We start from the raw sequence: 19,702 nt of genomic DNA, 5'->3' as shown, positions 1-19,702 counted from the left end.
TGGTCACTCCTGTCGCCCCATCGCGAACACTCCCGCCGCTACCGCCGCCCGTTGAGCCTGCGCTGTTCGATGAGCGAACGCAACAGCCATAAGACCGTGTGGATGCCGAAGAAGATGAACACGGCGACGATCAACAAAGTCATCAGGCGGGCGGCGTAGTACAGGCCGGGGTTGCGCTCGGGATTTTCGTGGTCGGCGTGGGGGGAGAAGAGGACGAATTTCGGGCCCGCCTGCGGGTGGCACTTCTGGCAGGTCGCCACCAGGTTGGCCGGTGCAATCGACGACTCCGGGTCGGCCGCCGGCAACACACGGTGTGAGCCGTGGCAATTGGAACAGCGCGCCACCGGCGTGAAGCCCAGGGCCGTCACCTGGCCGTGGAAGGTGTCGCGGTAGGTCTTCAGCGACTCCTCGTGACAGGTGCCGCATTCGGCGATGATGCGCAGCTTCCAGGGGTCGGTGTCGACGCGCGCAATCTGGTGCGCGGTGTGGCAGTCGATGCACACCGGCGCCTTGAGGTTGCCGTGCTTGACCGCGCGGCCGTGCACACCGTTGTCATACGCCTCCATCACCCCGGCGTGGCAACCACCGCACGTCGCCGGGACGCTCAGTCGCGACACCTTGGACTCGGCGTCCTTCTTTGGCCTTATATCGTGGAACCCATGACAGCTCGAGCAATTGGCCGCCACCAGCAACCCGCTGTGCGTCAGCGCGCGGCCGTGAATCGAGTCCAGGTACAACTGATAGGCGTTGACCACCGGAATGCCGTGCCGCTTGGCTAACTCGGGGTCGCCGTGGCACGCGCCGCAGGTGCGGGGCAGATTGAGCGGGTAGACGGGTGAGCCCATATCGCTGTGCTGGCGCACCGTATGCGTCGAGCCGTGGCAGCTGGCGCAGGTGGCGGCGTCAGTGGCGCCGTTGGTGCGAGCTTCGCCGTGAACGCTCTTCTCGTAGGTTGCCACCACCTCCGAATGACACGTGGCACAGGTGGCGATCCCAATGCGCGCGGGTTTCTCCTCGTGCGGCACGGTGGTGGCGTCGGCGTGGCAGGTGGTGCACGGCAACGTTCCATGGGTGGAGGCGCTGAAGGCTCCGGCGTCGACGACCAGCGACCGGCCGTCGCTCCCAACCAAGTCCTCGAGCGCGTGACACGCTAGGCAGGCCTCGTTAGTGATTTCATCCTCGGCCGCCGCCGGCCGCACCAGCGTCAGGGTTATGCTCGCCAACACCAGCGCCACGCGCTTGCGTATCCACATGGAGTGCCGCCCCTTCCCAACCCTCGCTTCGCCAACCGCTGACTCGCCGTCCTCACCCGTCTCCGACCACTCGCCCGCCGGCTGTCACGCGGCGACCCGTTCGCCCGCAACCCCGGCCGGGGCAGTGTCCCACGGCGGCAAGAGCTTGATCAAGACCGCCAGCACGAAGAACGGCATGATCAGCAGCGCCAGCGCGGTCACGAGTCCCTCGATGCCCATGATTTCCATCTTGTAGGTCGTCAGACCCATCAGGCTCTTCGAGAACATCTGCCCGCCGATCACGACGTTCCACCGCGTGCTGAAAATCCCCAGTTGGATCAGCAACACGGAGATGAAGTACAGCAGTCGCCGCAACTCCTCATTCAAGCTCAGCAGCTTGATCGACACCATGATGCCCAGCGGCGCGATCATCCCCAGTAGCACCTGCATGACCAGCAGGCTGATGATCAGCTTGTTCATCACCAACTGCGACAGGATCTTGATCGACTCCTCGCTTTCGTACAGCCGATGGATGAAATCGAGGCACTCGAGCGAAAAGTCGACGATCACCGCGTAGAACAGGAACGAGGCCATCTTATCGAGGCACTTCATGTCGATCGGCTCGCCGCGAAACGGCGTGATCAGCATGTAAAGCAAGATGACCAAGGCGATGCCGGAGACGATGGCGGAAAACAGGAAGACGATCGGCATCAGCACCGAACTCCACCAGGGATTGGCCTTGATCGAGCCGAAGATGAAGCCGACGTAGCCGTGCAGCAGGAACGCCGAAGGGATACCGATGATGGTGATCACCTTCACCGCCTTGTGATCGAACGCGACCGCCGCCGGGCTGACGTCGTTCGAGAACAGCGCCAGCAGGCGATGAATCCACTTCATCAACCCGCGCTCCTGCCGGGCATAGAGGATGAGATCCTTGCGGTAGGCGAACCAGACTTCGAGTAGCAGCACCGCCATCAGGTACCAGGCATAGACGAAGCCGAACATCGCCATCGCTGAGGTCGGGTTGGGCGTGATCAGCACCTCGTAGCCACGCTCGGGATGGCCGAGGTGCAACAGCAAGGGCAGCGGCGCGATCAGTAGAAACGCCAGCGCCGTCAGCAACGATAAACGGTATGTCGGCTGCACTTCTTCGACGTTGAAGACCTTCACCAGCGAGGCCAGGATGAAAGCGCCGGCGACCAGTCCGGTCAGGTACGGATAGACCACGATCAACACCGACCAGTGGATCTCGATCTCGTTGGGATATATGTACCCCTGCACCTCTTTGCTCAATTCCGCCAGCCTTGCAAGCAGCTCGTGATTCATTTCACCTCTCCGTCAAGGTTGGCGTAATACACCTTGGGCTCGGTGTTGAGGTGCGGTTTGAGCACGTGGACCTTGTTCATACGCTTCAACCGCGCCAGCGGGCTGGCGACGCTGTTGACGTCGCCGAAGACCCGCGCCTGTGTCGGGCAGACCTCGACGCAGGCGGGCAGCAGCCCTTTCGAGATTCGGTGGTAACAGAAAGTGCACTTGTCGGCGGTCTTCTTCTCCGGGTGCAGGTAGCGGGCGCCATAGGGGCAGGCCTGGATGCAGTAACGGCAGCCGATGCAGCGCTTATCGTCAACCAAGACCACGCCGTCCTCGGTCTGAAAGGTGGCGCCGACGGGGCAAACCTGAACACACGCCGGATTGGCGCATTGGTTGCACAGCTTGGGCACGAAGAAACTGCGCAGGATCTCCTTCTCGGAAACGGCCTCGGCCGACGGGTTGGTGGCGGTGCCGATGCTCTGCACCGCGACGCTGCCGTCGCGCTTGATAACGTAGCGCTCGACCCAGGTGCGGAAGAAGAACGGCTCCGCCGGCACCTCGTTCTCGATCTTGCACGCCTCCATGCACTTGGCGCAGCCGATGCATTTGTCGATGTCGACCCCCATCCCGTAAAAGGGCTTGCCGCCGTTCTTGCCGTTGTGGGCGGCGGCCGCCGGCCGGCGAGTGAATCCGGCCGGCACCCCGAGGGCCAGCAGCAGGGAGGCGAGCTTACGTAGAAACCGCCGCCTATTCATGATGCACCTCCGGCATGTGGGCGTAATGACATTGCCAGCAGACGTACTTCTCGCCGTGGGTGGCGACCTCGATCTTCGGCGGCCCTTCGACCGCTGCGTCCTGGCCGTGGCATTGCGCACAAAAGTCGCGGCTGCTCGGCTTGCTCGGCCGCACCAGCCGCGGACTCACCTTGTGTGACTCGGGGGTGGTATGGCAGGTGGTGCAGTCGAGTAGGGCATGCGGCGAGACCACCTTGGTACGCTCGATCTCGCCGTGGCAGGCGGAGCACTCGCCCGGAACGGTCGGGGGTTTGGGGTCGTGCGGCTGGTGGCAGGCGATGCAGGCCTTCATGGGATTGTGCATCACCGGGTTGATCTGCGGGAAGCCGCGCGGCCGCGAGGCATTGTAGGCGTGGCAGGTCGGGCAGAAAGCCCGATCCCGCGGCGCCGGCGGCTTGATATCGATCGGGCTTTCGGCGTGCGCCTTGGCCGCGCCGTGGCAGGTCTCGCAGGAGACGTTGCGGTGGTAGCCGCCCTTGGTCTCCGTGTATTGCGCCTCATGGCACTCGGCGCAGGCGGGCACGCCGGCGTACTTGACCGGGCGCAGTAACTCCGCCTGCACCGCGGCGGCCTTCTGCAAGTCGGCCCGTTTCAACTCGGGCGGGAGCAGGGAGAGCACCGTGGTCACGGCCGCCACCAGCAGGATGACGACGACCGCGAGACGGAGCACGGCATCGGGCAGTTTGCGGAAGACGTTGATCATGCGCCTCAGTCCTTTCAGCTGGAGCCTCGAACGGAGGTTGGTGAAGGGGATCATCACGCTGCCGCGGTTGGTTGGCGATGACAGCTCAACCCGGCATGGCGAAGGACGCGGCGGGGGCGCGCGCGGGCGCGGCTTCAATCATCACAGCCGCCTGCCGCAGCGCCGAGCGCGCCGGCACCCGAAACGGGGTGGGAGGAACTACTGCTTGGGTTGCGGGAACGGGCCATAGCTTCAGCGCTTCCTCTAGACTGCGGTGCAGGGTAGCACCCGGTCACTGCGTAGTCTACATAATCTTTCTTATGGCTATCCATAGTTGCGCTTAAATGATGACCAGGTAAAAGCTCGCAATGGCTGCCGAGGCAACCAGCCAGTCAACGAGTAAAGCCTAATGCGATAAGAAGCCAAGCTCATTGCTATTGCAGACTCAGCAGCTGTCGCGTCAAGTGATTGGCATGCTGGCTAGGTGCGCAGCGCCTGGGCTCACGGGCTGGCGTGGCACAGGCCGCAATTGGCGCCCTCGGGCATGCTACCGTCGTCGGCGAGCACGTCGCCGCCGTGGCAGGTGGCGCAAAAGCCGTGGCCGCGCGGCGGCAGCGCGCCGGGCGAGTGGGCGAACTGGCGGTGGGGTTTGTCGGCCACGCCCGCGTGGCACATCTCGCAGTCGAGCCCGGCCTCGATGTGCTTCTCGTGCGGGAAGGCAACCTGCGCGAACGCCTGCCCGATGTCGGCCGTGTGACAAGCCAGGCAGTCGGCGGCGGCGACTCCGGCCATAGGCTGAGCGATGCGCTGATGGCAGCTGGCGCAGCCGGCGGCGGTGAGCGTGAGAGTGCCGTGACGGTCGGGGCCGCCGTGGCAAGCGGTGCAGCGCAGGCGCGCGCGGGCGACGTGGGGCGTATGCGAGAACTGCTGACCGAAAGCGCTACCCGACTGTAACTCGATCCCGATGTGACACTTCAGGCACTGAATCTGGTAAGGCGCCTCGACCCACGGCGGGGCAGCACTAGGCGGCGCGCCAGCGGCACTCAGCGCCGCGGTGATGTCGCTGTGCACCTTGCTGACCAGGTCGACCGCATAGCCGGGGTTGTGGATCGCCCGGCCCTGTTCGAGCAGTGCGAGATTGGCTTTGGCGTCGGCCAGCGGGTCTGCCGGCAATTGCTGTGCTGCCAGGGCGGCGGTGGCCTTTTGCAGCTCGCTGCGCACGCCGTCAACTCGTTGTTTCAGCCCCGCCTGCCAACCGCGATAGATGGTGAGGTACTTGGGGCCATGGCAGGCCATGCAGCTGACCTCGTTGGCGGTTTGGACGTCACCTTGCGGGCGGTTGTGGCAGGCCTCGCAGTGGATGCCGGCGAGGTACATAGCCGCCGGCCGCGGGGTGACGCCGCGGCCGCCGATGCCGCGGTAGAGATCGCGCACCGGCGAATGGCCCGCGGCCGAGCTGTGGCAGCTTTGGCAGGCGGTACTCAGCGCTTCCTCGCGCGCCGGAATCCGGTGGCTGATTTCCATGTGGCAGTTGAGGCACTCGACCTTGTGATCGGTGACGTGGGTGCGGTGGAGGAACTCGGTCTGGCCGTAACGCTCGATTCGCTCGGTGTCGTTGTGGCAGGTGAAGCAGCGCTCGCGCAGGACCTCGCCGTCGCCTTTGATGATACCCTGATGGCAGGCCATGCAGTTCATGTCGAAGCGTTTGACGTCGCCGTGGTTGAACGACAGGCCGGCGGTGGTGATCATCTTGTCCGGGATCGCGTGGCACAGCGTGCAGCGCGCGGTGCCGGAATTGGGCGCGGCATTCTTGAAGTGGCACAGGAAACAGGTGGTCGGAGTTACCGATATATGACTGCCCTGAACTATCTGTGAATGGCAGCTGGTGCAGCGCAGCTGCTTTTCGCGCCGCATTTCCGTCAGATGCGGCTGATGATCGAAGAGCACACCCTGGTAGAGCTCGCGGCCGAGGAGCACGCGCTTGACGTGACAGCCGCTGCGCAGGCAGCTCTGATCGTCGACTTCGGCCCAGGGGTTGGTCGAGTAGGTGCCGGTGAAGTAGCGGGCGACCATGGCCAGGGCCTCGTACTTCTTGCGGAACTCGGAGGTGATCCCCGGCGGGATGTGGCACTCGACGCAGGCCACCTCCTTGTGCCGCGAGGTCTTCCACGACTCGTAATACGGCGCCATGAAGTGGCAGCTGCCGCAAAAGCGCGGCTGCGACGACACTTGGATGGAGAGAAACATGAACGCGGCGCCGGCGGGGATGAAGACCACCAGCGTCACGGCCGACCGCTTGGCCCAGGTTCGGATGCTCTCGCGCATGGCCCCGAAATTACGCACCGGCAGCGCGCGCTCAGCGCGGTTCGCTCTCCCCTTGGGCGCGCACGCGCTGGCGCTCCTTCTTGCGCGAGTAGGCAACACCGGCGGTGAACAGGATGAAGACCCACGCCAGGCCGAGCAGGACGTAGCGCAGCTGCCACTGCTGTTCGGCACCATGGACCGCCGCGCGCACGTCCTCGGCGATCGAGCGGGCGCTGCGGGTCAAGTCGTCGACGCGCTCCACCGCCAAGGCGTGCTGCAGCGGCAGGGCTTCCATGAAATGCGCCCAGCCTTGTTGCAGGCGCGGGCGATAGCGGGCGACGGTGGGCGAGGTCTCGGCGGCGCGCGCGATCTCGGCGTGGGCCGTGGCCACCGAGTCCTGGGCTTGCGTCAGCAGCGTCTTCAGCTTCTGCGCCGCCAACACTCCGTTGCTGCCAGGCTCATGGCAGCTCGGGCAGGTGGTATCGAAGAGGGCGCGATCGGGCGCCGCGGTGTCGTGATAGCCGTGGCAGCTGACGCACTCCGACATCTTCCCGTCGTCGGCTGCCTGGCGGTGCGGCCCTTGGTTGAAGTACTCGCGCGTGCGCTCGTGGCAGTGCCCGCAGACGGCCCGAATCGACCCCACCTGCGGCGCCACCGCCCCGTGGGGTCCGTGACAGGTGGCGCAAGTCGGCGCCGAACGGTGCTCCTCGTCGAAGAGCGCGACGCCATGAACGCTGCGGCGGAACTTGTCTACTTGATCGGCCGGCAGCCGGTACTCCGCCATCAGCGGCTGGTCGGAGTGACAGCGGCCACAGGTGGCGGAAATGTTGCGGCGCGACACCGGGCTGAGCGGCTGCTGCGGTGCCAGGATACGGTGGCTACCGTGGCAATCGCTGCACACCGCCACCCGCGCATCGCCTTGGGCCAAGCGCACGCCGTGTCCCGAAGTCTGGTATTGCGCGTACTGGTCGGTCGGCAGGCCGAAAGCTTTCATGCGCGTCGGGTCCGCGTGACAAGTCGCACACAGCGCCGGAACGGCTTGGCGGCTGGGCTTGCCGAGGTAGCCCTTGGCGGCGGCATGGGCCTCTTCGCTCTCGATCGTGGCGTCGCCGCCGTGGCAACCGGTGCAGCCGAACTCCTTGGCGTGAACGCTCTCGCCGTATTCGGTCTTTACGTTCGGATGGCAAGTGCCGCACGACTCCGGCGCAGCTGTCGCGACGGCCGGCAGCAGCAACAGACCTACCAGCGCCAAACCCGGCCGCATCCTCATAAGTTACCGCAGGTATCCCCGCGCCCCCAACAGCAGCGCCGCGGCGATCACCGCCACGCCCACGGCCCGTTGCAAACCCTTCTGCCACAGCGGCGGCGCCGGCCTGCGGTCGAGCGCCGGAATCAGGAACAACGCCAACAGAAAGGCCACCGCCCCCAAGCCCGCACCCCAACCCGGCAGATCCTGCAACAACTCGCGCAGCGGCTGAAAGTACCAGCGCGGCTGCGGCTGCGGCAGCGCTGACAGCGGATCGGCCGGTGCCAGCAAGGTTGCCGGGAAGATCACCGACACCGACAGCAGCAGCCCGCCGACGAGCAACACCGCGATCAGCAGGTTGAGCAAGAAATCCGGCACGAACGGCACCGGCGCGGCCCCGGCGGCCCGCGCCGGCTCCTTGATACCGAAACGCCACACCAGCAGCACGTGCACGAACACCAAGCTGGCCGCCAGCCAGGGCACCATGCCGACGTGCAGAGCGTAGAACCGCAGCAGCACCTCTTCGCTGATCTCCCAGCCGCCCCAAAACAGCGTCAGCATCATCTTGCCCAGTACCGGCACCGCCGCGATCGCGGCGCGGGCCGAGTCGGTGTACCAGTACGCATACTGATCCCACGGCAGCAGCATGCCGGTAAAACTCGCAGTTAGCAGCAGCACGAACAGGAGGATGCCGACCGTCCAGTTGAGTTGGCGCGGGGCCTGGTAGGCGCGGGCAAAGTATACGCGGGCCAGGTGCGTGAGGCTCAGCAGGATCAACAGGTCGGCACCCCAGCGGTGCACCGAGCGGATCAGCCAGCCCAAGCGCACCTCGTCCATGATCACGCCCGTGCTGTAATAGGCCCCCGCCGCTGAGGGCCGGTAGTAGATCGTCAGCAATAGACCGGTGGCGACCTCGAGCGCGAAGAAGATCGCCGTCAGGCCGCCCAGGTAGTGCAGCAGGTTGACGTGGCCCGGAACCGTGCGATCACGTTCGGCGCGAAGAAGCTCGGCGATCGACGTCAACACGCGCGGCCCCTAGACGCTGCGCTCGTCGCCGCGCGAGACGTACACCTCACCGCGCACCACGCCGACGCGGAAGCGCGCCAGCGGCCGCAGCGGGAGGCCGGAGATGACGTTGCCGCGCTCGTCGAATTGGCCTTCGTGGCACGGGCAACGAAACAGCCGGCTCTGCTCGTCCCACTTGATGACACAGCCCTTGTGCGTGCACCACGCCGATAAGCCGGCGAACCCCTTGGCCCGCCGCACCACCCACACCGGCTCCTCGTCCACCAGCATGAGCTTGCCCTCGCCCGGCAGCATCTCATCGGCGCTGGCGACCTTGACGCGGCGCGGGCCCAGCGTCGAGCTGACTTCCTCAGGCGGAAACAAAAAGGCGATGGTCGAGCCCAATGCGCCGGCTACCCCGGTGAGCAACGTGCCCGCGAGCAGTTGGCTCAAAAAGGACCGGCGCGTGGGGTTCTGCCTATCAGCAGCCGAGTGGGGCATTTTCAACAGACTGCGGCTCCAGCTGAACTGCAACGTAGCACCTCCCAGCTGGCTGGCCTACGTAAATAATCTTATATGCGTTCACAGATCCACTTACCTATAGAGGTAGCAGGTGGTTAGTTGTCGGTGGGCGCGCGCCGGCCGGCGGTGCGCGCTCACCGACGCACCGCTGCTACTTCAGCGTCAGCATGTAGGCCACCAGCGCCTCCCACTCCTCGTCGGAGAGCGTCAGCTTGGGGAACTTGGACTCGGGGATCTTCGACTTCGGGTCCTTGAAGTACTCCCGCAGCCAGGTGGCATCGCGCTTGGCGCCGACGCCGTCGAGCGCGCCGCCGGTCTTGGCCATCGGCCCGGCGACGCCGCCGATGCTGTGGCAGGTCTTGCACTTCTTCTCGTAGAGGGCCGTGCCGTCCACGGCCCACGCCGCGGCGGCCGGAATGACTAACGCAGCCGCCAAGGTCAACGCACGCACTTTCATGGGTCACCTCCGTCTAGGCCTGATCCATGGCCCGTCTCGCTGTGTCACCGGCATCCCGCCGGCCGGGAACTTGCTCGGCAATCGCCTGCCGCCGGTTTCCTGGGAGCCTGTCATCGCTCCCGCCTGGCGGCTACCACGCCACCGCCAGGCAATCAAGGTGCCGCGCTGCGTTACAAATCTCTTATTCGTGCAGTTCCGATGCTTCTGGAGCCACCGCCTTCAGGTCCACATCAACCGTAGTGGTCTTGCCACTTTCAACCGTCACCTCCCGGTCAACACTGCCGAGCAGTTCATGCCAGACGGTGAGCGTATACTTGCCAGGCGGCACCTCACTGAGCGTGAATTGGCCGCGATCATCGGTGACGGCGTGATAGGGGTGCTCGGCGACGTAGAGGTAGGCTTGCATCCAGGTGTGGCGAACGTTGCAGTTGAGCTGGATGAGCCCGGCGTAGGCCAGTGGCCTGCGTACCGTCCGCCCCTTGGGGATGGCGACGTTGAAGACGGTGCGCGAGCCCAGCAAGGCGTGGGCGTCGTGCAGGAACGGATCGCTGTTGTGGATCTCGATGGTCTGGCCGACGCTGGCGCTGAGCACGTGCGGCACGAAGGCGCATTTGCTGTTATCCAATCGCAGCGCTCGCTCGCGCGGCACGGCTTTGCCGGCGCTGATTCCCGTCAGGTAGACGACGGCGTTGCGCAGCTCACCGCTCTGGCCTGCCACCAAGCGTTCATCGGCGATCGCCGCGCCGCAGTTGTCTTGATGCTTGAATACCGGATGGGGGGGCAGAACCGGCAGTTCGCCGGCGGCGCGCACGCGCCCGCTGATCGTGCCCCCATTACTCACCGCCACCTCGCGGTATTCCGCCGCCGCCGGCCCGATGAGCACGAGCAGCGCGCCCGCCAGCAGCCATCCCTGAGTTCCTCTGCGCATAGTATCCTCCCCAACGAACATCTCGCGGCCGTATACCTGAGGCGCGCGCGATCTGCCAGGGGCGCGGTGGTGGGTGCCGCACCATTCACAATCGCGCCACCATCGTGCTAGAGCCTGTCGCAGAACAGCCGGCGCGCCTCTGCGTGCCGCCGGCGATGACGAGCACGGAGGATGAAATGATCGGAAGACGTCAGGTTACGGGTTTGCTGCTGGCCACGGCAATGGCGCTCGGCGCCAGCGCCCATGCTGCCGGCGACGGCGCCATCGTCAAGGGCACGGTGACGTTGCCGGAGCAGGGCGGTTCGCCGCAGGACGTCGTGGTCTCGCTCGAGGGCAGCGCCGGCACGCCCGCGCCGGCTAAGGCGGTGATCGATCAGAAGGACATGAAGTTCGTCCCGCACGTGGTCGCGGTGGTCGCCGGCAGCACCGTGGAGTTCCTCAACAGCGACGCCTTCTTGCACAACGTCTTTTCCACCTCGGCGGCCAAGCACTTCGATCTCGGCATGTTCGGGCGCGGCGAATCACGCAGCGTGACGTTCGAGACCCCGGGCGTGGTCGACGTCAAGTGCAACGTGCACCCGCACATGGAGGCCTTCGTGGTGGTTCTGGCCAACCCCTACTTCGCCCAGCCGGATTCCCAGGGCAAGTTCCAGATCAGCGGCATTCCCCCCGGCCGCTACAAGCTGCGGGCCTGGCACGAATCGCTCAAAGCGGTCGAGACCTGGGTCAACCTCGACCCCGCGAAGTTGCAGACGGTGGACTTGCGTTTCAAGAAATAGGGCACTCAGTGGCCGGCTGCGCCCTGGTGTAGGTGCGGGCGCAGGCTGAAGCCCCAGGCCAAGGCCAGCCCCAAGCCGAAGCCGAGGGCGATGTTGTTCAACCCCAGGCAAGTGCCGGCGGTCAGCAACATCACGAAGGCATCGGCGCGCTGGCTTTGGTCGCGGGTGACCAGCGCCAGCTCCATGCCGCTGAAGGCCAGCATCGCCCCCAGCACGCTGGCGGGAAACACCCGGCACAGCGCCATCAGCGAGGCCCCGAAAACCACCGCCACCAGCATCTTGGCCGCGCCCAGGAACAAGATCGAGCCGTTGGTGCGCGCACCGAAGCGATATTGACCGGCCAAGCCGCCCGCGCCGTGACACATCGGCATCGCGCCGAACCACGCCCCCACCAGATTCATCACCCCGACCGACACCGCCACCGCCCGCGGCTCGGCTTTGCGCTCGGGGAACAAGTCGCCCGACAAGGCACACACGGCGATGACCGAGTTGAGCGTGGTCAGCGGAATCTGCGGCAGCGCGGCCTTGGCGAACGCGCTGATGAAGTCGCCCGCCGCGGGCGGCGCCCAGGCCGGCAGCGTCAGGTGCAAGGCCAGCGCCTGCAAAACGTCCGGCTGCCGCCACAGCGCCAATACCAAGCCGGCGCCGAACAAGATCAACGCCGCCGGCACCCGCGGCGAGAAGAACAGCTGCAGCACGATCACCGCCGCACACAGCCCGGTAAGGTAACTGTCGGGGCCGATCCATGCCTGGGTGCTCGCTACCATCTGTAGCCCCTTCATCAGCAGCGACAGGCCGAGCGCGAGTTGCAGCCCGCGCACCACCGGCTTGGGCACCATGCGATTGAGCCAACCGATCAGCCCGCTCAGGCCGAGCCCCAACACGATCAGGCTGACGGTGGCACCGGCCGCCAAGATCTGCGACGCCGTCAGCCCCTCGGTCAGCGCCACCGCGGCAATCGCCGTCATCGGCTGCACCGCCATCGGGATACCGAAGGTCAGGCCGGTAACGACGTTGAACAGGCCGGCGAAGAACAGCGAGGCGGCGAAGTCGAGGCCGTTCTGCGCCGCCATGCCCACCAGCAAGGGCAAGAACGTGCCCAGGTCGCCGAGCGAGCCTGCAATCTCGTGCCGGTTCAGCCGCGCCTGCCCGAGGTTTGCGCGAAGACGGGTCAACACACTCGCAGTCTGCCTTCTCCCGCCGATGGGTGTACCGGCATGTCGCTGCCGGCTCAAGGCCACGGCTGCGCCTGCCTCAGCGCTGTACTACTGGCGATCGTTAGACTATGGAAACGCCCGTGCCGCAGTGATCGCGATCGGGCTCTTCTTATCTTCTCTTCTTCTTCCGGCACTCACTCGGCGCAAGGGGGATCGGCATGGCGCGGTTGCAGTCATGGAAGGGAAAGGTTGCGGTGGTGACCGGGGCCTCGAGCGGCATCGGCCGGCTGCTATCGTTGCGCTTGGCGCGCGAGCAGGCGCGGCTGGCGCTGGTGGCCCGGCGCGAGGCCGAGCTGAATGCCCTCGCCGAGGAGATCCGGCGCGCCGGCGGCGAGGCGCTGGTGCTCCCGTGTGACGTCGGCGAACGCGCGCAGGTGTTCGCGGCGGCTGACCATGTGCGCCGCCATTTCGGCCCGGTCGAGGTGCTGGTGAACAACGCCGGCTACGGCCGCCACCGGCGCTTCCTCGAGTGGGAGCTCGATGACATCGAGCGTATGATGCAGGTGAACTTCCTCGGCAGCGTGTACTGGACCAAAGCGCTACTGCCGCACATGGTCGAGCAGCGCCGCGGCTGGGTCGTTTTCATCGCCTCGGTTGCCGGTAAGATCGGCGTGCCCGACGAGAGTGTCTATGCCGCCTCGAAGTTCGCCATGGTCGGCCTGGCGGAAGCGCTATCACTGGAGGTGGAGGACTCCGGCGTACACGTGCTCACGGTCTGCCCGGGCGCGATCAATACCCCGTTCTTCGACGCCGAAGCGCTGGAACGGATGTCGCCGGTGTCGCGCCGGTCGATGATCGAACCGGCGCCGCTGATCGAAGCCATCATGAAAGCGCTGGCGCGCGGCCAACATGACATCACCGTGCCGCGGGCGATCACGGCGGGTTACATTGTCCGCGCGCTTGCCCCCGGCCTGATGCGCCGCAATGTCAAGCGCATGGTTCTGGATGCCACGAAACCGGCGCGCTAGAGCGATGGCGCCGAGACCGCGGGCGAGTTTCAGGCCCGCGGTTCTGTGCGTCCGCTGTCGACCAGGACATTTTCAACCGGCGCAATGCCGCCGGCGGGGAGGATGGACGTGGACTATCGTGACCAGGTCGTGATCGTAACCGGGGCGTCGTCGGGCATCGGCGAAGTCACCGCCAAAGCCTTTGCCCGGCGCGGCGCCAGCGTCGTCGCCGTAGCGCGGCGCGAGGACCGCTTGCAGGAGCTGCTGCGCCAATGCCGGGTGCACGCCCCCGCATCACATTACCTGGCCGGTGATCTCGGCCAGCGCAGCTTCGCCGAGCGGGTGATCGACGACACCGTCGCGCGCTTCGGCCGCCTCGACATCCTCATCAACAACGCCGCCATTTCCAAGCACAAACAGATCTACCACCTGTCGGCGGACGAGGCCGAGCACGTCATGCAGGTCAATTTCCTTTCGGCGGTGTGGACCACCTTGGCCGCCATCCCCTACATGCTGCGCGCCGGCGGCGGCACCATTGTCAACGTCTCCTCTTTCGCCGCCAAAGTGGCGCCACCGCGCGAGGCGATCTACGCCGCCTCCAAGGCCGCGCTCAGCAGTTTCACCGAAGGGCTGTGGAACGACCTCGCCGGCGCCAACATCCACGCCGCCCTGATCAACCCCGGGCCGATCGATACCGAAATCTGGCTCAAGGAAGACGAGCCGGTGGCGTACAAGGGTCCGAAGTACCCGCCGCAGATCGTCACCGACGCGATCTTCGAGGCGATCGAAAAACGGCGCTACGAGATTACCGCACCGCGGCACAACCTCCAGCTGATGACGGCGCGCTTCCTGCGGCTGTGCCTGCCCGCACTACTGCGCTTCGGCATGGCCAAGACCGATCCGGTCCTCGCCGCGGTGGTGGAGAAGGCCCGCGCCCGCGCCCGCCAAGGTAAGCGCCTCGGCGACCTCGCCGACGACCAGCCGTGAACACAAGGAAACCACCGAGGCTCAGAACACACAGAGAGGACTCTGCGAGCCCGTTCGAGGCTCAGGGTCGGCTCTCGACTTCAGCCAGCCCCGTGGGGCACGGGGATCACCCTCCTTGCTCTTCTCCGCGGCTCTAGCGTCTCCGAGCCGTGTTTTCCCGTGCTCTGGGCTCTTTCACGGCGCCCTCGGCGCCTCTCTGTGGTTCACCTGTCCGATCCGTGCACCGCGCGCCGACCTGCTGACAGCCGAGGCCGGCTGCTCTATACTTCTTTTGTGTTGACATGAACGTGGACGATGGCGTCAACGTGCTGCTGGTCGACGACCGGCCGGAGAACCTGCTGGCGACAGAGGCCGTCCTCGCCCAAGACGGGTACAACCTCTTCACTGCAAGCTCCGGCGAGCAGGCGCTGCGCCAGATCCTCAAGCGCGACTTCGCCGTCATCTTGCTCGACGTCAACATGCCCGGCATGGACGGCTTGGAGACGGCGACGCTGATTCGCCAGCGCGAGCGCTCGCAATACACGCCGATAATTTTCGTCACCGCAACCGATGTTAACGGCACCCAACTGCTGCGCAGCTACCTCGCTGGGGCCGTGGATTACCTGTTTCATCCGCTGGTGCCGGAGGTCTTGCGCGCGAAAGTCGCGGTCTTTGCCGACCTCTTCCGGGCCGCGCGGGCATTGGAACGGGTGGGCGCCGAGCTCGAACGCCGAGTCGAGGCGCGCACGCGCGAGCTGGCGGCAGCCAATGTGCGGCTACAGGCGGAGATGGGGGAGTGCGAGCGCATGCAGCAGGAGCTGCGGCACAGCGAAGTGCTGGCGGCGTTGGGGGCACTGGTAGCGGGCGTCGCTCACGAGGTGCGCAATCCGCTGTTTGCGATCACCGGCACGCTCGATGCCTTCGAGGCGCGCTTTGGCCAGCAGCAAGAGCATCAGCCGTTCATCGCGGCGCTGCGCGGTGCCGCCGGTCGGCTGCGCCAGCTCACGGCTGACTTGCTCGACTACGGCAAGGTGCAGGAGCTGGAGTTGGCTCCGGGGGCACTCGCCGACGTCGTAAGCTACGCCGTGCGCGAGTGCGGGCCCGCGGCGGCGGCCTCGGGGGTGCGGTTCGAGACCTCGCTGGCGCCGGGTCTGCCGCCCGTGGCCATGGACGCATCAAGGTTGCAACAGGCGGTGCAGAACCTGATCCAGAACGCCGTGCAACATGCGCCCCGGGGTAGTGACGTAGTGACAGAAGTCGAGTTGGTGCCCGGCGAAGCGGGCACCGCTTGGGTCGAATGCCGGGTGCGAGACCGCGGCCCGGGCTTTCGCCCCGAGGACCTGCCGCGCGTCTTCGAGCCGTTCTTTTCGCACCGCCAAGGCGGCACGGGCTTGGGGTTGGCCATCGTGCGACGCACCGTCGAAAGTCACGGCGGCACGGTGACGGCATCTAACCACCCCGGCGGAGGCGCGCTGGTGGCGTTGCGCTTGCCGGTCGGCAAGCCCCCGGCCCCCATGCCGGAGCCGGCAAGCCCCAGCGATCCGCCCGCCGAGCGCAATCGGCCGCGGCGTTCGCGCCGGCGCTGATCCGGGCCGCGGCCTATGTGCCGGCGCGCGGCAGCGGCTCGCCGTAAGCGAGCCGGCCGGCAACCCAGGTTTGCCTGACGCGCGGCGGATGTTCGGCCTCGAGTGCGCCTTCGAGCACCACCAAGTCGGCGCGTTTGCCGGGCGTGAGCGTGCCGCGCTCGTGCTCCTGCCCGCCGGCATATGCCGCACCGGCACTGTAAGCGTGCAGCCAGCGCTCGTAGCCGAGCGCTTGCTCAAGGCCGAGAACGCCGCCCGAGCCGGTGCGGCGCGTGGTCCCGCAGGCAGCCGTCAGCAGCGGCTGGTGGAAAGCGCACGGGTCGTCGGACGATGCCGCCAGGGCGACACCGGCAGCCGCCATGGCGCCGAACGGCAGCCAAATCTCTTCGTCCCACGGCACCGCCTCGACCGCTTGGCCGATGTGGTGCAGAAAGCCAGGTTGCACCACGCCCACCGCGCCCAGGCTCGCCATCTCCTCGATCTGGGGAGGCGAGGCCAGGCAGGCGTGCTCGACGCGGAAGCGATGGTCCAGGTCGCGCGCGCGGGCAGCCAGGCTAAACGCCGCCAGGGCGTTACGCAGTCCTACGTTCCCGATGGCGTGGACGGCGACGCGAAAGCCGCGCTCGACCGCTTGCGCCACGCCCGCCGCCAGGCCCGGGATCTCGATCCCGAAAGCGCTACGCATGCCGGCGATGCTCACGTCCATCGCCGGGGCGATGCCGCCATCGGCGAACAGTTTGAGCGGACCCACGCGCAGCCACTCATCGCCGTCGCCAGTGAGCGGCCCCTCCAGACGTTCCGGCGCCAGCCCCGTCAGAATCGCCTCGGGGTGCGGCATCATCAGCACCGCCAGCGGCAGCGTGCCGGCCCGGTGCAGGGCACGGTAAACCGCCTCGGCCGCCGGTGAACAAGCGGCGTCGTGCACGCAGGTGATGCCGTCGCGCAAGAGCTGGCGCCCGCGGGCGGCGATCAACTCGGCCCAGCGCTCGGGTTGGCGGTAGGCCGCCAGCGAGCGGGCATGCGCCTGGCTCCAGGCGCACTCGACGAGTAAGCCGCTCGGCTTTCCGTCGGTACCCCGTGCGATCACCCCGCCAGGTGGATCGGGTGTCTCGGGCCCGATGCCCAAGTCATCGAGCCCGTGCGAGCTGACCACGCCTTGGTGCAGCGTGTAGTGCGCCACGATCACCGGCCGATCGAAGCCGAGCGCATCGAGGTCATGGCGGTCAGGCAACACATTGGTGGTGACTTCGTTCCAGTTTGCGCCGCGAATCCAGCGCGCCTCGGGCTCGCGCGCCGCCTGCGCCGCCAGTGCTTGCTTCATTTCTTCGAGCGAGCGCACCTGCGAGAGGTCGGCCCACAGCGGATGCAGCGCCGCAATCGAGAGATGATTGTGGGCGTCGATAAAACCAGGCACGAGCGTGCGCCCGCCCAAGGGCTCGACCGCCACGCCCGCATAGGCTTGCAGCAGCGCCCGCTCGCCGGCCGCGGCGATACGGCCGTTGTCGATGATCAGCACTTCCGGCTCGCCGAGAGTGGCGTCGAGCGTGAGGATGCGCCCACCGGTGAACGCGATCGCGGTGGGCTGGTTAGGGCTGGCCAATGTCACGCTCACGACCTCCGGCGATCCGCGTATAGCAGACCCCGGCGGTGAAGCCAGGCGGCGAGAGCGGACGCGGAGGTCGGAGTGGGGATCAGGAGTTGTAGAGGCGAGGGGCTCGCTTTTCCGGCATCTCTCCGCTGCCTGAGCTGAAACTCGCCGTCGGGTAGCGAACGCGCCCGGCGGCATCGTACTCCAAGCTCTACATCCACCTCGATCCGGTCCGGGTTGGGGAAGTAGCGGAGGCGGCGCCACCCTTTGCCGTGAGCGAAATGCTTCGGCGAGCTGGAGCATTGAAGGCGACGGATCGGAAGTTTCGGAAGCTGATCGAATCCACCTCTATCGCACTCCAGGCCCCCTCGTGACGTGATGTGACCCTCTCGTGACGGTGACCCCCTCGTGATGTGAAACGCAGTCAGCTCACCCTCCTCAGCGCGCCCGCCGCGTCTGCTTCCCGCGAGCGCCCCCCGCCCCCGTGGCGCTACCGCTGCGTCTTCTTGACAACGGAGGCCTTATAGGTGTTGAGGCGGCGGGGGTACGGCGGAATGTCGTCCCGCCGCCGTCGCGGTTTAGAGGCGCGAGGGCAACGTGATGAAGCGCAAGAGGAACTCAGGCATCGGGTAGGGAAGCGATCGCTGCGGCCGTCTCGAGATCGCGGTAGGCGGTCAGGAGGCGCACATGGTTCATTACCGTGATCTCCCAGCCGTAGTTCTCGATGGGAGTGGTGAGCCAGCCGACGTACACGCACCATGCCACCGCGCGGCGGTACTCGAGGAATGCGGCATGCGGATCGGGCGGGCGCTCAACGCCTGCAGCTCGCAGACGGTCGAGGTAGTACGCGAGCAGCTCGCGCTCGTGCCGGCGGCGCTGCTCTACGGACAACCCGGTCGCCAGGAGGTACGTGACGTCGTGCATGCAGAAGCCGCGCACGCTGAGCTGCGGGTCGACCAAGCCCCCGGTCCCATCCGGGAGCCGGTAGGTGTTCCCCGCGTGCATGTCGCCGTGCACGACCGTGCGTGGTAGCCGCGCGTGGTGCGCCTGCACCCGACGCACCTGCGCGTGCAGCGTATCCGGCGTCTGCCCGATCGCCTGGACCAGCTCGCGCTTGAACTGCACGTCGGTGACCTGCTGGCGGATCAGCGCAGGTACGAGATCCGGATGTTCGAAGAACGCATGCAGCTCCCCCTCGACGTGCGTCTGCACCCAGCGGAGATCCGTCGCGAATCGGGGGCTCTCCCAGTAGGCCGCGTGCAGCCGCGCCGCCGAGTCGAGAAGGGAGTGCATGTCGGCGATCGAGTGCGGCGTCTTGACGTTCGAAAAAGTCGCTCCCCGCGTACGGAGATCCTCGAGAGCGAGACCGAACATGCCCGTCGTAGCGTCGTGGATTCCGCCGACGCAGCGCGGCGTCTCGACGTGCGTGCCGAGCTCCCGCCGCAGGCGCGTGTAGAACGAAACCTCGTTCGCATAGAGCGGGAGCGCGCCAAGCTCGGGACGCGCGACCTTGAGCACCACCTCCCGCGGGAACTCGGCAGCGCGTTCTCCTTCGTACGTGACGCTCAACGCGATGCGGCCCGCCGTCGACACCTGCCCGGAGCCGAAGAGGAACGTCTCTCGGACCTCGAAGTGGGCCACGTCGACCTCCGGGTGCAGTGTATGGACGAGGGCGTTTATTGCAGCGAGCGTCAGGTCGTCCGCGCGGAAAGGGAACCGCGTACTCACGGTGCGTGCTCCGAGCGAAACTGCGAGTTCACAAGGGACAAGCTCTTCTCACGCAGGTCTCGGCTACGCCGGCTGGCGAGGACCCCCGCCAGCTGAGGGCGCCACATCGGCGCTTTCGATTCGGCCAGTACGATCTCGAGCTGACACGGCTCCGCGGTGGTGGTCGCTTGCTTCGCCTGCCTACAGGGCACTCTGCTCCCCCTCGATTCCCGCCGCCCAACGTCCTGCCGATGAGCCGCGCGTTCTTTTCGCGTCGGTCTCGATCGGCTTGATCCTCATCAAGGGCTCCCCCTAGCCACGCCGGCGGGGTACGGTGGCTGCATCTCACAACGACCTCCCCACCGGGGAGAAGAGGAGGAGCCTTGATGAACTTCTACACACAGCAGCACCGATACTACTGCGGAATCGATCTG

Annotated in this window: 16 protein-coding genes and 1 pseudogene; 4 read left to right on the top strand and 13 right to left on the bottom strand. The window is 66.5% G+C overall.

Translation table 11 applies throughout. The annotated features are described in order from the left end of the window. Positions 1–38: 38 nt before the first annotated feature. The 10 genes from HY699_22180 to HY699_22135 all read right to left on the bottom strand — a co-directional run bounded on the left by HY699_22180 (position 39) and on the right by HY699_22135 (position 10,481). The gene (locus tag HY699_22180; protein ID MBI4518515.1) at positions 39–1,253 is read right to left on the bottom strand and encodes a hypothetical protein; all 1,215 of its coding nucleotides are present in this window, start codon (positions 1,251–1,253) and stop codon (positions 39–41) included. A gap of 84 nt (positions 1,254–1,337) precedes the next feature. Continuing rightward, positions 1,338–2,558 (bottom strand): polysulfide reductase NrfD, encoded by a 1,221-nt coding sequence (gene nrfD, locus HY699_22175; GenBank protein ID MBI4518514.1) that lies wholly within the window; start codon positions 2,556–2,558, stop codon positions 1,338–1,340. Then, positions 2,555–3,298: a 4Fe-4S dicluster domain-containing protein gene (locus tag HY699_22170; GenBank protein ID MBI4518513.1), complete on the bottom strand. Its 744-nt coding sequence runs from the start codon at positions 3,296–3,298 to the stop codon at positions 2,555–2,557. The genes nrfD and HY699_22170 overlap by 4 nt, the downstream gene beginning before the upstream one ends. Beyond that, positions 3,291–4,040: a hypothetical protein gene (locus tag HY699_22165; protein MBI4518512.1), complete on the bottom strand. Its 750-nt coding sequence runs from the start codon at positions 4,038–4,040 to the stop codon at positions 3,291–3,293. Before HY699_22165 ends, HY699_22170 begins: the two co-directional genes overlap by 8 nt. A 480-nt stretch (positions 4,041–4,520) precedes the next feature. Beyond that, on the bottom strand, positions 4,521–6,344 hold the full coding sequence (locus HY699_22160) for a cytochrome c3 family protein (protein ID MBI4518511.1): 1,824 nt from the start codon (positions 6,342–6,344) through the stop codon (positions 4,521–4,523). Positions 6,345–6,375: 31 nt separating this feature from the next. Further along, the gene (locus HY699_22155; GenBank protein ID MBI4518510.1) at positions 6,376–7,575 is read right to left on the bottom strand and encodes a hypothetical protein; all 1,200 of its coding nucleotides are present in this window, start codon (positions 7,573–7,575) and stop codon (positions 6,376–6,378) included. A gap of 21 nt (positions 7,576–7,596) precedes the next feature. Further along, positions 7,597–8,595 (bottom strand): cytochrome b N-terminal domain-containing protein, encoded by a 999-nt coding sequence (locus HY699_22150; protein ID MBI4518509.1) that lies wholly within the window; start codon positions 8,593–8,595, stop codon positions 7,597–7,599. 9 nt (positions 8,596–8,604) lie between these two features. After that, a complete protein-coding gene (locus tag HY699_22145; GenBank protein ID MBI4518508.1) occupies positions 8,605–9,027 on the bottom strand; it encodes a Rieske (2Fe-2S) protein in 423 nt (140 codons plus the stop codon). 220 nt (positions 9,028–9,247) lie between these two features. Beyond that, complete coding sequence (locus HY699_22140) at positions 9,248–9,553, bottom strand: cytochrome c (GenBank protein ID MBI4518507.1); 306 nt, start codon at positions 9,551–9,553, stop codon at positions 9,248–9,250. A gap of 181 nt (positions 9,554–9,734) precedes the next feature. Beyond that, complete coding sequence (locus tag HY699_22135; protein ID MBI4518506.1) at positions 9,735–10,481, bottom strand: carboxypeptidase regulatory-like domain-containing protein; 747 nt, start codon at positions 10,479–10,481, stop codon at positions 9,735–9,737. Positions 10,482–10,657: 176 nt separating this feature from the next. Between HY699_22135 and HY699_22130 the strand changes: the two genes are divergently transcribed. Further along, positions 10,658–11,260, top strand: coding sequence for a methylamine utilization protein (locus HY699_22130; protein ID MBI4518505.1), 603 nt, complete (start codon positions 10,658–10,660; stop codon positions 11,258–11,260). Between the two features lie 5 nt (positions 11,261–11,265). On the opposite strand, the pseudogene HY699_22125 reads toward HY699_22130, so the two are convergent. Continuing rightward, positions 11,266–12,405, bottom strand: a pseudogene (locus HY699_22125) (sulfate transporter). Between the two features lie 230 nt (positions 12,406–12,635). On the opposite strand from HY699_22125, the gene HY699_22120 reads away from it, so the two are divergent. The 3 genes from HY699_22120 (at position 12,636) to HY699_22110 (ending at position 15,976) form a co-directional block, all read left to right on the top strand. Next, the gene (locus HY699_22120) at positions 12,636–13,445 is read left to right on the top strand and encodes an SDR family oxidoreductase (GenBank protein ID MBI4518504.1); all 810 of its coding nucleotides are present in this window, start codon (positions 12,636–12,638) and stop codon (positions 13,443–13,445) included. Between the two features lie 108 nt (positions 13,446–13,553). Beyond that, the gene (locus HY699_22115) at positions 13,554–14,411 is read left to right on the top strand and encodes an SDR family NAD(P)-dependent oxidoreductase (protein ID MBI4518503.1); all 858 of its coding nucleotides are present in this window, start codon (positions 13,554–13,556) and stop codon (positions 14,409–14,411) included. Positions 14,412–14,692: 281 nt separating this feature from the next. Next, positions 14,693–15,976, top strand: coding sequence for a response regulator (locus HY699_22110; protein ID MBI4518502.1), 1,284 nt, complete (start codon positions 14,693–14,695; stop codon positions 15,974–15,976). A 13-nt stretch (positions 15,977–15,989) separates the two neighbouring features. Here the strand turns inward: HY699_22110 and HY699_22105 are convergent, their stop codons facing one another. Then, the gene (locus HY699_22105) at positions 15,990–17,585 is read right to left on the bottom strand and encodes an amidohydrolase (GenBank protein MBI4518501.1); all 1,596 of its coding nucleotides are present in this window, start codon (positions 17,583–17,585) and stop codon (positions 15,990–15,992) included. A gap of 594 nt (positions 17,586–18,179) precedes the next feature. Then, positions 18,180–19,289, bottom strand: a complete 1,110-nt coding sequence (locus HY699_22100; GenBank protein ID MBI4518500.1) for a phosphotransferase — start codon at positions 19,287–19,289, stop codon at positions 18,180–18,182. Positions 19,290–19,702: the final 413 nt, after the last annotated feature.

It is taken from the genome of Deltaproteobacteria bacterium, from assembly GCA_016210005.1.
Lineage (GTDB): Bacteria > Desulfobacterota > Binatia > HRBIN30 > JACQVA1 > JACQVA1.
Note: the sequence above shows the minus strand (reverse complement) of the source record. Positions and strands in the feature narration are given on the sequence as shown.